This window comes from Paenibacillus sp. FSL M7-0896, assembly GCF_037975415.1.
GTDB lineage: Bacteria > Bacillota > Bacilli > Paenibacillales > Paenibacillaceae > Paenibacillus_AQ > Paenibacillus_AQ silagei.
This window is the reverse complement of the sequence record NZ_CP150250.1, coordinates 3236306-3248831: the sequence shown is the minus strand read 5'-3', so window position 1 is coordinate 3248831 and position 12526 is coordinate 3236306. Positions and strand designations below refer to the sequence as shown.

Genomic DNA, 12526 nt, shown 5'->3' with positions numbered 1-12526 from the left:
CGAGTACAATATATGCTGTTTTTCACATATATTTGGTCCATGCGCCTCCGTGCGGGTATAATGTATGCTGTTTTTCACATACATTGGGTCCACAACAGGAGGAAACTATAGTTTCCTGTAAAACAATACGAAAGAATAAGCGGACAAGCCTGGAAATCGGCTTGCCCGCTCATTCAAGTTACCGCTATTCTATTCTTCCGAATCCACGTTGTGGTAGACCTGCTGCACATCGTCCAATTCTTCGAGCGCATCGATCAGCTTCTCGAACTGAGCCTGCGCATCTTCAGGAATAGCTACATAGTTCTGCGGGAGCAGCGTCAGCTCGGCTACGGTGAATTCCGTGATTCCCGCGCCTCGGAAGGCTTCCTGTACCGCATGGAACTGATCCGGCTCAGCATAAACGATTACCGCCTCGTCTTCTTCCAGCACATCGCGGACATCCAGGTCTGCTTCAATCAGCAGCTCCATCACCTCATCCGCTGATTTGCCTTCTACCCCGATTACTGCTGTCGGATCGAACATATACGTAACCGATCCGCTGACGCCCATGTTGCCGCCGTTCTTGCTGAACGTGGAACGGACCAGCGGAGCCGTACGGTTGACGTTATTCGTCAGCGCATCGACTACAATCATCGAGCCGCTTGGACCGAAGCCTTCATAGCGAAGCTCAACGTAGGTCTCATCTCCACTGCCTTTGGCTTTCTCCAGGGCACGGTCAATAATCGCCTTCGGTACATTGTAGGTCTTGGCACGCTCCAGAACGACCTTCAGTGCCCGGTTGGATTCCGGATCAGGCTCGCCCTTCTTCGCCGCCACATAGATTTCTACCCCGAACTTGGCGTAGACCTTACTTGTATTCGCATCCTTGGACGCTTTCTTTTCCTTAATATTATTCCATTTACGACCCATATCGTTACCGCTCGCTTTCCAACATTTGATTAAAAACAGTCTTGTATATTATACCTCTGTTCGATCGATCCCGTAAAGGGCCGTCCACACTCCTTCACAAATCCAGCAGATTCAACATCTGCTCTGTGCCGGCTGCCTGGATTAGCCAAGGCAGACGCGGCCCCTCCTCTGCACCAAGCACCAGCTGATAGATGATGGTGAACAGTCTTTTTTGTTGGATGCGCATCGTCTTTTTGTCTTCATGATGGCAAATGGCGTAGATTTCGGTCATCAGCTGCGTCTCGTCCAGCTCCCTGCTCCGCAGCAGACTGCACAAGCTCCGCAGCCATCTCAGTTCCACTCCAGTAAGGGAGTGATAATATGCATAGTTGGGCGAAGCTTGGATCGTCACCAGCTTGTGCGGCATCCAGTTCCTGATCCAGTACTCCGCACGGTCCGCCACCCTCTGAAGCCGGAGTTCATCAATCTCCACATTATTTATGTTGAACATCTCCCGGAGCTTGTCCCTGTCGAAGTTAATTAAGGGAAGCAGACTGGCTACCTGGCCGAAGCTAACGTTGCTTCCAGCACTCACCGGGGAGTCGCTTCGCAGAGACAGCTCCAGCGCACCTGCAAGATCGCCCGTTAGCGTGCCTGCTCGTGCTCCCGCAGCATACCGCTCGAACTCCGCATAGTTGCGCAGCACATCCTCATCCAGCCCGATATGAAAGGCGGCATTCGGCTGGTATTTGGCGAACAGGAACAGAATGTTCTCCGGGGCGTAGACTCGGAGCAGATCATCTGGAGTGTAATTGTGCCCGGAGGAGCTAGACATTTTAGCGAAGCTACCTTTGATGCTGATGAATTCATATGGCTCATACACCGGCGGCGGATACCCGAAGATCTGCTCTGCGATTACTGCAGCCACATTATAGCTTCCTGTCTCTGACGAATGGTCCCGGCCGCCCGGCTCGAACACGACCTGTTCCTGCTGCCAGCGCATCGGCCAGTCGATTTTCCAGTGCAGCTTGATGTTGTCCGCCTGCGGAATATGTACGGTATCGCAATGACCACAGCCGCAGCGGTAAGCCACGGTCTCCGCCGTGTCGTTGTAATCCAGAATGGTAGTCGAGTCTTTGCCGCATTGCCCGCAATAGAGATGGATGGGATAGAATGCCGCCCGCTCATCCGCCGAACTCTCACCTGTCTTGAACGACATCAGGATATCGTATATCTCACCCCGTCGGCGCAGAGCGTGCAGGATCTGCGGATGATAACGGCCTGACTGGTATTCCCGGCTCTGATAAATGAACTCCGGCTCAATCTCAAATACCTGGAGCGCCTGCTCGAATTCCGACTCGAAATGTGCCGCATACGAAGCATGACAGCCATACGGACAAGGCACCTGCGAATAAGGCAGCCCAATATAATGAGCGAAGCCGGGATCTATATGGGCTGGAACTTTACGGAACCGGTCGAAGTCATCCCACGAGAAAATAAACCGCACCTCCTTCCCCGCCCGCCGCAGCGCCTTCGCCACAAATGCAGTCGTCACCACCTCGCGGAAATTCCCGATATGAATGGACCCGGACGGACTGATCCCAGATGCACATACATACGTCTGCCGCTGCGGATGCTCCGCGATTAACCGGTTTGCCATTTTTTCTGCCCAATGCATAATGAATCACCTCTACTGATAGTATGAATCTTACTTGGAGCCTGCTTGACTGCGCTCGGAGCTGCCCGCCTGTGAACGCAAAAAAGCTCCCGCCCTCAAGATCAATATCTTGAGGACGAGAGCTTGGATAAGCTTCGTGGTACCACCTCTGTTCACGGACAAGTTGCCTGATCCGCCTCTTCGGGTACGGCCATGACGCTTATACCCTATCTCTGTAACGGGAGAACCCGGCATACTATCCTTGGACACTTGTGCCCAATTCCCTATGCAGCTCGGAGACTTTTTTCAGATCAGGCGCTTCGCTGCTCCCTTTCACCACTCTGGAGCTCTCTGTGAACGCTGCCGCCTGCTTACTCTTCTCTTCATCGCTTGTTGCTGTAAGTTGTTATGTGCAATAATACTGCGGGAGGGAGAATGTGTCAATTACTAAATTTAAAATAACCTATAATAGCTGTCAGGGATTTCGCTTGAGCATCTGGAACCAAAGACAGAACTCCAGAAAATTCATCACTCTAAGCCCATGCCATACTTTTATTCGCTATTTTTGATAAAATCATAAGGAATACATGGCAAGCTCAGTTTTGTTAGTAACTTCTGCATTAGATGGGTCTCGTCTCTTCTTATCTGTGTCCTGAACAAAAAAGGAGGATTATTTATGAAAAAAAATCTATTCTTCACCTTCATTAGCTTTTTATTTCTTATTGCTTGTTCTTCTCAACAAAAATATTCTAACGTGAATGAAGCCATAATGTCCCTTGAAAAAAACATTACACAAATTGAATCACCTGACGACTACATTCTTGACGGTATTAAACCTGTTAGCTATAAACTGAGTAATGAGGAAATTATAAAAGTTTACGCTTTCGGATCGGAGGAGGAACGAAAAAGTGGAATAAAGCATTTTGAAGAAAGTATTCAGCTTCTTAGTTCCCACGCACCAATTGTCTACCAATCTGGAAAATATTTAGTTCTGTATTACCCTCTCGTCGATTCAAAAACTCGAACACCCAAGCTAAACGAAACAGAGTTTGGAGTAAAAATAGAAAAAGCTCTCAACAGTATGTAAAGGAATAGCAAAAAAATTGAAGTTTAGGGCTATGCGACTAATAGAATCGAATGTCCCGGCTCCTATGGCCCAATCGATCAGCTCTCTTTGGAGGAGGGTTATTTGTAGTTAGATGCATGCCTTATAACATTCTATTGATCTACAACTGCAAGCACACAGAACACAAGCCATCCGCAGCAAACAAATGGAATAACGTATCTTATTTCCCTCGTTTCTAATAGTTTCAGGTAAACAAGTGGAAAAACAGCAACTACTGGATCGGGATATACCACTATGGCGGAATATGCGAGAATTTAAGTGTTGTTTATCCAACTGCTGCCCCGGCACAGCCATACATATCATCAGCAAGTGGAGAAAATCCATCTATCCTCCGCCCTTAGCCTGGCGATCCCCGCAAAAAGGAGGATCGCCCCCCCGGCAATCCTCCCCACTAACCTACACCCAAACCTCATTCGCCGTCTCAATCACCAGCCGCAGCTTATCCCACTGCTCTTCTTCCGTTAAAATGTTGCCTTCCTCCGAGGAGGCGAAGCCGCATTGTGTGCTTAGGCACAGCTTGTTGATGTCTACGTACTGGGCAGCTTCTTCGATACGCGCAATGAGCTGCTCCTTGCTCTCCAGACCGCCATGCTTGGTTGTCACCAGTCCCAGCACCACGAACTGATCCTTAATGAAGCGCAGCGGCTCGAAGTCACCGGAGCGTTCGTTGTCGTATTCGAGGAAGAACGCGTCCACGTTCGTATTCGAGAAAAGCTCCTCGGCGACCGGCCCGTACCCGCCGGCGGCGAACCAGGTGGAGCGGAGATTGCCCCGGCATACATGCAGGGCAATGGTCATGTCCGCCGGGCGGCCGGCAATGCTCTCATTAATCAGCCGGACGTAATCTTTTGCCAACTGATCCGGGTCAACGCCCCTGCTGCGCAGGTGAGCGCGATGTCTGCCGCTGCACAGCGTCCCCCAGGTGGTATCGTCCAGCTGCAGATAACGGCAACCGGCATCATAGAAGGCCTGAATCGCCGTCCGGTACACCTGAATGATATCTCCGTACAGCGTTTCGGTATCAGAATAAATCTCGTTTCCGTTATACTCCTGCACGAAATGGAACAAAGAGGGTGAAGGAATCGTCATTTTGGCCAGCGTCTCTCCGGCCATCTGCTGCAAGGTACGGAATTCCGCGACCATGGGATGGTCTCCGAAGGCGATTTTACCGGTAATTCTGAAGCTCTCCGCCCGGTTCGTCTTCTCCTTGGAAGCGCCGGGAGTACCGCCAAGAGTGATCTTTCCAGTACCCTCAATCCCCAGGAAGAAGTCCAGATGCCACCAGGAGCGGCGGAATTCGCCATCGGTCACAGCCTTCAGCCCAAGCGCCTTCTCCTGCTGCAGCAGCTTTTCAATCTCTATATTCTCAATCTCCGCCAACTGTCCCGCGGTTAGTTCACCTTCCACATGCAGGTTGCGTGCATTCTTGATCTCCTCTGTACGCAGGAAGCTCCCGACAATGTCGTAGCGGAAGGGCGGTGCATTTCTTGTCGATCCGATCACTGGACTGCTCATACGTCCCTCCTGCTCTTATAGTAAGAAAGATTCAAGCTCGAAAACATTACCCGACACCAGATCATTCAGAATATCAATGTATGTAGACATAATCTCACTCGGTTTGCGGTCCTTGTGGGCGATCCAGCCGACAGAGAATACTTCCTTGCTGTCAAAAGGAATCGTAATCAGCCCCGCATCATCCAGCTCAGAGGCCATAATCCCGGTCCCCACGGTATACGAATCACTTCCGAGCAGCAAATGAGTCAGTGTGGCCCGGTCCGTCACCTTAATATTCTTCTCAATCTGCGTGAAGCTAAGCATCTCCTCCGAGAAATGCAGCGAGTTGTTATCCCCCTGCTCAAAAGTAATGTAAGGATACGGATGAATGTCCTCGGCCGTAATTCTCTCTTTTGCAGCCAAAACATGCCCTTCCCGCACATATACATGCGGATTCGTATTGAACAGCGGAGTGAACTTCAGGTTCCCGTCACTGAACAGCTTGTTCATGATCTTATAGTTGCTCTCGTTGATATACAGAATCCCGATGTCGCTGCGCAGGGTACGCACATCCTCGATGATCTCATAGGTCTGCTTCTCTCTCAGGCTGAAATTGTATTCCTGCACCTTGCTCTCCTTCATCAGCTTCACAAAAGCATCCGTAACAAACGCATAATGCTGTGTAGATACCGAGAAATAGATCGGGCTGCGCTTCTTGCCGGTATAGCGGTTCTCCATGAATTCAGTCTGCTCAATAATCTGCCGGGCATAGCCCAGGAATTCCATGCCTTCCGCCGAGATGCTGATCCCCCGGTTATTCCGTTCGAAAATCGTGATGCCAAGCTCGTTCTCCAGCTCCTTGATAGCATTCGAGAGGCTGGGCTGCGACACAAATAGCCGTTTGGCCGCTTCATTCATAGAGCCGCTGTTCGCAATCTCAATTGCGTAGCGGAGCTGCTGCAAAGTCAAACCTTTTCCCCCTCCGATCATGGACTTCACCTGGCAGGTTCAGCAAAATAAGAATTTACTTGTTATCCTAGCACACCTGCCGCGTCTGATCTACTATTGATTATGAAGCAGGGAACCTAGCGTATGTTACTGGGTGCGCTTCTTGCCTGCGTCGATCTTGGCCGGGTCCAGCCCTTCCCAGATATTCTTGATCTTCGCGTTCTCGGGGTCATCGAATACCAGGAATGCCGTCGGCAAGTAACGCTCCCCATACTGCGAAGAGGGCTTGTTGACAATCTCATTGTCCTTCACCAGCACCGTCGAAGATCCCCCGTCCAGATTGGCCGCAATGACCGCCCCATGCTTCAGCATAATCTGCTGCACATCATACAGGTTCGCCCCGATGCTGTAGCCCGGCTGCCGCCCGTCAATTACTACGAAGATGAGCGCACCGTCCGCCCGTTGGCCCATAGCTGTTCTTGGCGCGATGCCCCAGCCTTCGGCGGCATTCTTAATCTGGCCTTTACCGTTCACAATAATCCGTGGCTGAAAAGAAACCGCCTCCTGCACCCCCATCTTGCTGAGCTGATCCAGAGTGTAGTTACCGGCGACCATTTTGCCTTCCTTATCGATGCCGACAATCTGTGTGGATTTCTTGCCGCCCAGTCCATTGTAGAACAGCTTCCCTTGCGAGATCACCAGCCCGATCGGCTTGAAGCCATTGCCCTTCCAGTTCGGATCGGCGAAGCCGCCGCCGTTCACCCCGGCGATAGCCCCGGTCCGCGCCACCATGCTGGATACCTTTTCCCCGGAGCCGATTTTGCTAGGCACACCCAGGCGCACCTTCTTGGGATCGTTCACAATCATGACATATCCGCTATAGCCGCTGCCCGTGACTTCTTCAATCTGGACGAGCGGAGTATGCTCGGCTTCCTTTATAGGCTCAGGCTTGATCTCATGGGTATCTACCTCGTCGCCCATCTCCTCGAAGCGCTTGGTATAATCGCTGACGCGGTGCTTCAGTTCCTCTTCGCCGATAATATATTTGGCCCAGTGCCGGTGTTGAGTCGTAATCAGCGTATCTGCGATCAGGAAGCGCGTATTCTGGGCCGATGGTGCAAAATAGAGCCAGCCTCCGGCTGCTATAACCAGAATGAAACAGACCATGAACACCCTGAAGAGTGTGCGGAAGAACCCTCTTTTCTTGCGCTTCGGCGCCGGTTTCTTCTTCTTGCGGACAGTAGAACGTTGTGGTAAAGAGCTCACTTCTGAAATCCTCCCTAACATACCGATAATGGTTAAGTCTATAAACTCACAACTTCCATGATAGACGAAATCTCTGATTTAAAAGTTTCAGTTTGTTTAACTCTGTCCAGAAACTGTAAACTAGTTCATATAAGCGCAGGCCGGCCCAATTAAAACATAGGAGGACAGCGGTATGAAACAGCAATTCATCACAGCCTTGGAGCAGAACAATCTGGACAGCATCCGGCAAATACCTAAAGGCGATCTGCACAACCATATCACCCGGGGAGGCAACAAACGGTATATAAGTGCCTGGTGCGGTACGGCTATACCGGAATGTCCAACATATAAGGATCTTGGGGAGATGAACCGGTGGAATGCCCGCTATATCAAGCCTTTACTGACTGGGCGAATCGGTTATGAGAAGCGTATTGAGGCGTCCTTTGTTCAAGCGAAGTCAGACGGTGTTCAATTGCTGCATATGAGTGTGACGATGGGGGAAGAAGAATGGTTTGACGGCTCTATAGCAACACTGATTCAGACCATCCAGGGCATTCACCAGCGGTTTGCACCAGAGATTCATTTTGTCCCGGAGCTTGCTTTTCTCACCCATACGCCGATTCAAGAAACCATTGAGATGCTCGAACAATATCTGGAACATAACTACTTTAAATCCCTCGATATCTTTGGCGATGAGTTTGCCGTTCCCGGATTTAAGCAGGTGTTCCGCATGGCGAAGCAACAAGGGCTAATTCTCAAAGCGCATGTTGGGGAGTTTGGTACATCTGATCTGGTAAAACAAGCTGTGGAGGAACTGGAGCTCGATCAGGTTCAGCATGGCATCGCAGCTGCACAATCACCAGAGACGATGAAGTGGCTTGCCGACCATCATATCCAGCTTAACATCTGCCCTACCAGCAATGTTCTGCTTTCCCGGGTGGCCAATTATGCGTCACATCCCATCCGCAAGCTCTATGATTATGGCGTCACAGTCACGGTGAACACTGATGATATGATTATTTTTAACCAGAGTGTGTCGGACGAGTTCGTTAATCTGTACCGCGCCGGATTGTTCAGTGTGGAGGAGTTGAATACGATCCGGGAGAATGCGCTTACGGACGCAAACCGGAAATAAGGACAGGTGCTTGCATTCCTATACGCAACGCCACTATTCTATAAGTGAAGTTATACTTAATCGTAATATAAGGAGGGTTATAATGAACGCTTTTCTTACTGAATTTGAACAACGGATTCGCGAGGGCTTGGTGGCTGACCTTGAAGCTATATTGGCCGAAGTTGCACATGAGAAGGTATATGTCTGCGCAGTCGGGACCGATAGCGACTTTGTCACTCTGTTCCTTGCTGTCAATACAGAGCAATCACTTGCCAGACATATTGCCGATATGACAAGTGAAGGCTTATGTGATGATGCTGAAACAGAGCTTTATTACAAATGGGCAATTTCCGAATTTCAATATGGTGAGCATTCGCATTTCAATCATATCAGCCGTTTTTTATATGCAGAGGATAATGTATACCAATATAAAGATGAAATGGTCAAAATCATTGCCAAGGTTGTTAATGAAACCAAGGACGATTTATTCAAAAAATATAATCAAACCAAAGAGGACATTACCTTCTTTGTATCCATGACCGACGATGAGCTGGCTGAGGAATTAGAAAATGAATCGGTGTCGCTTATGACAAATCCTGAATTAGTTTCTGAATTTTTGGCACGCTATGATGCTGAAATCTAAAGAAACCTAATAGCGGCAGCCCGGACATTAATATCCCTGACTGCCGCTATAGTAATGGTAATTCGTGCTCTACCTTGATTTTGTCAAGTATAGAGTAAGCTCATCATCCACCCGCACCTGACTTCCAGGAACCACAGGCTTGTTGTCATACATGAGTCCCCGGCCATCCGGAATGTAGCCGCGTTTGGTGTACAGCCTTTGGGCCGTACCGTAGCTGGCATACAGTCCAAACCCAATGCCAATCGTATCGAATGTAGCGAACACTTCTGCTTCGAGAGCTTCCATCAGCACATTCCCTATGCCGCGTTTTCGTAAGGTAGAGATCACATCGAGATTCTGAATCTCTGGAATATGATTCTCTGCAAAATAAGGATAGTGTGACGTATACACGATATGTCCCCAACCTGCAAACTCATTCTCATGGAAGGCTAATAGCGTAAGCCGTTTATTCTCTACGTTCTCCTGCCAACAATGTTCAATATACTCTACGGGTTTGCTGACATCATGCGGAGCCAGCCCCTCATGTATTAATGTAATGTCCTCGGACTTCATCCGGCGGACCCTTATAGTTGTACTCATAAAATCAATCCTTCCTTTCCAGTTGCACTGTGCCTATCCCCTAAGTGTACTTTGTACAATTAAAACGGTCCATTATTGCGCCGGGATTGATTTAATTGCACTTTGTACATTTAAATTCACCCTTATTCGGTAAAAGAGGGCTTTCGACCAATTATAGTTGTACATAATACATTTAAGCTTACAAATCCAGATTTACACCGTCATTTAGCTGCACGGAATACATCTATTTGCTGCATGCCCTCCGTAAGTACGTGTACAATCTGCATTCCTCTTAACTCGTACCATAATTCCTCTCAACTCGTGTTACGCTGCTTACTTAACCACATAATAGCTGTGAAAAGAAGCCGCGCATTCCTGCACGGCTTCCCCTTCTTGTCCATTCTATGCGTGTTACACTTCAGAATGTGGATGAACAATGCCTAACCCTTAACGGGTCAGAATACCAGGCTCACCCATGTCTCCCCACGCCGCCGCCGCTGCTTGCACTGCCGCCACCGCCGGAATTGCTATCATCGTCGTCATCGTTGGAGGAATAACGGCCGGCTCCGCCGCCGCCCGAGTATCCGCCACCGCCACGATTCCGGTCATCATCATCATCATCGTCACGCGAGGAATACCGCCCCGCTCCCCCTCCGCTCGAAGAACCGCCGCCCCCGGAGTTACTGCCCCAGAAGCTGCTGGAGCTGGATGAGCTGCTTCCTGAGGAGGAGTGATGGTGCGGCCGCCGGTATCTTCTTCTCTGGCTGTAGCCATAACCGGGCTGGCCGGTCCAAGCGCCATAACGCCGGATATTGCGCGGGTTATGCGGATTTATCCGTATCCCGTAACGGGCAACATAACGGTTGCGCGCGGCAGCCGCGAGACTGATTAGCGCGACAAGAACCAGGAAAATCCCGAGAATCATCATCCCCTTCGATCTGGAGACAGGCACCAACTTCACAGGTTCCTTCGCTGTCACAGGTGCTTTGCTGACAGTAGAGGCTGCTGCGGATGCGGAGCTGCCTGCGGCTTGTCCCGAAGCAGCATCTGCCCGCGCAAGGAAGAAGCCGTAGAAGGCATTCGCTGTCCCCGTTGCTCCGCCTGCGTAATCTTTTGCCGCAAACTTAGGCTCCAGCACCTTATCCAGAATCCCGCTGATCCGCTCATTCGTCAGCACTCTGTCGATCGACTTGCCCTGTAGCACATGATAGTTATCCCCGCCGATATCCAGCACCAGCATCACATCTCTGGGACCGGCAGCAACCCCGGCGAACTTCGCATAGGTGTAATCCTGCAGGCTCTTGCCGCCAGTATTCTTAACGGTTACCACATAGATTCCGCTCCCGGTGGTAGCCGCGTAACGGTTGCTGGACTGGTTCAGATAATCCTTGGTGACTTGCGGGAGGACTCCGGCATTGTCCGAGACATAGCTTCGGGTGCCTAGTGTTTCCGAGTAGCTTCCGCCGAGCTTCTGAATGAAGGCGCCATAGGTTTTATGGGCACCTGCGCTATACTTCTTGGCTGCGAAGTCCGGCTCCAGCGATGCCGAGAGAATCTTCGAAATTACACCACTGTTCAGTTCATTCTCCAGTCCCTTGCCGGGAACCGCCCAGTAATCATCGTCCTTAATGGAGAGCAGCAGCAGCAGTCCATTATTCTTGTCCGCTGAGCCGACTCCCCATGAATTGAACAGCGAGGTCGCATATTTCTCCATAGAGACGCCGTTCGTCGAATTCACCGTAACCAGCACTACCTGCGCTCCGGTCTCCTGATAGAGCTTCACCCCATAGTTGACCATGTAATTCTCAGTCTTCTCATCAATTACGCCTGCAAAGTCATTCACATAGAATGATTCTGAATGTTTCGGAACAGCAGCCTCCGCCCGCCCGGGTGCCAGCGGCAGCAGAAGCACAATCATCAGGATGGCGGTAAGTGCTGCTTGTATACTTTTACGATTCATAGTTACCCCTCCGGCTTCTCAAATCTCTTCTATTACTATATCGGTTACGCACGGGATGGACGTATAGTTCCATCTCTCTTATGTGTATGTCCGAATCTAGTAATTATTCAAAAGAGTCTGCCGGGCTTACTCGTTATTAAACCGGTCCGGGTGAGAGCCGAAGCGCTGATCGCGGTTCAGGTCGTTGATCCGGCTGATCTCCTCTTCTGACAGCTCAAAGTCAAAAATATCGGCATTCGCAATAATCCGCTCCTCCTTGACCGACTTCGGAATCGTCACGATTCCGTTCTGCAGATCCCAGCGCAGGATGACCTGCGGCAGCGTTTTGTTATGATGGGCTGCAATATCAGCCAGCACCTCATTGTCCAGCAGATGCCCTTGGGCCAGTGGGGCCCAGGCTTCAATCTGAATGCCCTGTGCCTTGCAATATTCCCGGAGCTCTTGCTGGTTAAGCAACGGACTTTACCGTCCGCATACAGCTTCTCAAGGGCGCGCCAAGTGTCTTTGTATTTGGCCCGGATCGGCCAGTGTACCAGATACAGGTCGGCATAATCCAGTCCCAGCTTGCTTAAGCTCTGGTCAAATGCAGCCAGCGTAGAATCATAGCCTTGCTCTGTATTCCATACCTTGGTGGTGATGAACAGCTCCTCACGCGCAACCCCCGATTCACGGATAGCCTGTCCGACCCCTTCTTCATTTCCATATACGGATGCGGTATCAATACTTCTATAACCGGCCTTGATGGCTGCTTTGACCGAATCAATAACCTCCTGGCCCTCTTGTACCTTGAAGACACCCAGCCCGAACCATGGCATTTCTACACCGTTAGCTAATTTCGTTGCCGATTTTAAGTTCATCATAATCACACTACCACCTGTCTATTGGATTGGTTA

The 12526-nt window shown here is 50.2% G+C and carries 10 protein-coding genes, 1 pseudogene and 1 other annotated feature; of the genes and pseudogenes, 3 read left to right on the top strand and 8 right to left on the bottom strand.

Annotated features, from left to right (window positions below; all coding sequences use genetic code 11):
• Window positions 1–189 precede the first annotated feature (189 nt).
• Both MKY12_RS13795 and lysS read right to left on the bottom strand, forming a co-directional pair.
• A complete protein-coding gene (locus MKY12_RS13795; protein WP_036728630.1) occupies window positions 190–909 on the bottom strand; it encodes a YebC/PmpR family DNA-binding transcriptional regulator in 720 nt (239 codons plus the stop codon).
• Window positions 910–1003: 94 nt separating this feature from the next.
• On the bottom strand, window positions 1004–2566 hold the full coding sequence (gene lysS / locus MKY12_RS13790) for a lysine--tRNA ligase (RefSeq protein ID WP_339314115.1): 1563 nt from the start codon (window positions 2564–2566) through the stop codon (window positions 1004–1006).
• Window positions 2567–2674: 108 nt separating this feature from the next.
• Window positions 2675–2941 (bottom strand) — a binding site (T-box leader).
• Window positions 2942–3221: 280 nt separating this feature from the next.
• Here lysS and MKY12_RS13785 point away from each other — a divergent pair.
• Window positions 3222–3632: a hypothetical protein gene (locus MKY12_RS13785; RefSeq protein ID WP_339314114.1), complete on the top strand. Its 411-nt coding sequence runs from the start codon at window positions 3222–3224 to the stop codon at window positions 3630–3632.
• Window positions 3633–4067: 435 nt separating this feature from the next.
• On the opposite strand, the gene MKY12_RS13780 is transcribed toward MKY12_RS13785, so the two are convergent.
• The 3 genes from MKY12_RS13780 to MKY12_RS13770 all read right to left on the bottom strand — a co-directional run bounded on the left by MKY12_RS13780 (window position 4068) and on the right by MKY12_RS13770 (window position 7400).
• On the bottom strand, window positions 4068–5186 hold the full coding sequence (locus tag MKY12_RS13780; RefSeq protein WP_339314113.1) for a 5-methyltetrahydropteroyltriglutamate--homocysteine S-methyltransferase: 1119 nt from the start codon (window positions 5184–5186) through the stop codon (window positions 4068–4070).
• 15 nt (window positions 5187–5201) lie between these two features.
• Window positions 5202–6134 carry a LysR family transcriptional regulator gene (locus tag MKY12_RS13775; protein ID WP_339314112.1) on the bottom strand — a complete coding sequence of 311 codons (933 nt, stop codon included), beginning with the start codon at window positions 6132–6134 and terminating at the stop codon, window positions 5202–5204.
• 126 nt (window positions 6135–6260) lie between these two features.
• Window positions 6261–7400 carry a phosphodiester glycosidase family protein gene (locus MKY12_RS13770; RefSeq protein ID WP_339314111.1) on the bottom strand — a complete coding sequence of 380 codons (1140 nt, stop codon included), beginning with the start codon at window positions 7398–7400 and terminating at the stop codon, window positions 6261–6263.
• A gap of 151 nt (window positions 7401–7551) precedes the next feature.
• Here MKY12_RS13770 and MKY12_RS13765 point away from each other — a divergent pair, with 151 nt between their 5' ends.
• Entirely contained in the window at window positions 7552–8493 is a 942-nt protein-coding gene (locus tag MKY12_RS13765) for a hypothetical protein (RefSeq protein WP_339314110.1), read from the top strand.
• 82 nt (window positions 8494–8575) lie between these two features.
• Entirely contained in the window at window positions 8576–9115 is a 540-nt protein-coding gene (locus MKY12_RS13760) for a DUF4303 domain-containing protein (RefSeq protein ID WP_339314109.1), read from the top strand.
• A 69-nt stretch (window positions 9116–9184) separates the two neighbouring features.
• Here the strand turns inward: MKY12_RS13760 and MKY12_RS13755 are convergent, their stop codons facing one another.
• The 3 genes and pseudogenes from MKY12_RS13755 to MKY12_RS13745 form a co-directional block, all read right to left on the bottom strand.
• On the bottom strand, window positions 9185–9694 hold the full coding sequence (locus MKY12_RS13755) for a GNAT family N-acetyltransferase (protein ID WP_339314108.1): 510 nt from the start codon (window positions 9692–9694) through the stop codon (window positions 9185–9187).
• 448 nt (window positions 9695–10142) lie between these two features.
• Window positions 10143–11633: a TPM domain-containing protein gene (locus MKY12_RS13750; protein WP_339314107.1), complete on the bottom strand. Its 1491-nt coding sequence runs from the start codon at window positions 11631–11633 to the stop codon at window positions 10143–10145.
• 126 nt (window positions 11634–11759) lie between these two features.
• Window positions 11760–12496, bottom strand: a pseudogene (locus MKY12_RS13745) (aldo/keto reductase).
• Window positions 12497–12526 lie beyond the last annotated feature (30 nt).

Excerpts from the sequence above, each read along its gene's own strand:
- MKY12_RS13795 (WP_036728630.1), bottom strand. The coding sequence starts at position 909 with ATGGGTCGTAAATGGAATAATATTAAGGAAAAGAAAGCGTCCAAGGAT.
- lysS (WP_339314115.1), bottom strand. The coding sequence starts at position 2,566 with ATGCATTGGGCAGAAAAAATGGCAAACCGGTTAATCGCGGAGCATCCG.
- MKY12_RS13785 (WP_339314114.1), top strand. The coding sequence starts at position 3,222 with ATGAAAAAAAATCTATTCTTCACCTTCATTAGCTTTTTATTTCTTATT.
- MKY12_RS13780 (WP_339314113.1), bottom strand. The coding sequence starts at position 5,186 with ATGAGCAGTCCAGTGATCGGATCGACAAGAAATGCACCGCCCTTCCGC.
- MKY12_RS13770 (WP_339314111.1), bottom strand. The coding sequence starts at position 7,400 with ATGTTAGGGAGGATTTCAGAAGTGAGCTCTTTACCACAACGTTCTACT.
- MKY12_RS13765 (WP_339314110.1), top strand. The coding sequence starts at position 7,552 with ATGAAACAGCAATTCATCACAGCCTTGGAGCAGAACAATCTGGACAGC.
- MKY12_RS13760 (WP_339314109.1), top strand. The coding sequence starts at position 8,576 with ATGAACGCTTTTCTTACTGAATTTGAACAACGGATTCGCGAGGGCTTG.
- MKY12_RS13755 (WP_339314108.1), bottom strand. The coding sequence starts at position 9,694 with ATGAGTACAACTATAAGGGTCCGCCGGATGAAGTCCGAGGACATTACA.
- MKY12_RS13750 (WP_339314107.1), bottom strand. The coding sequence starts at position 11,633 with ATGAATCGTAAAAGTATACAAGCAGCACTTACCGCCATCCTGATGATT.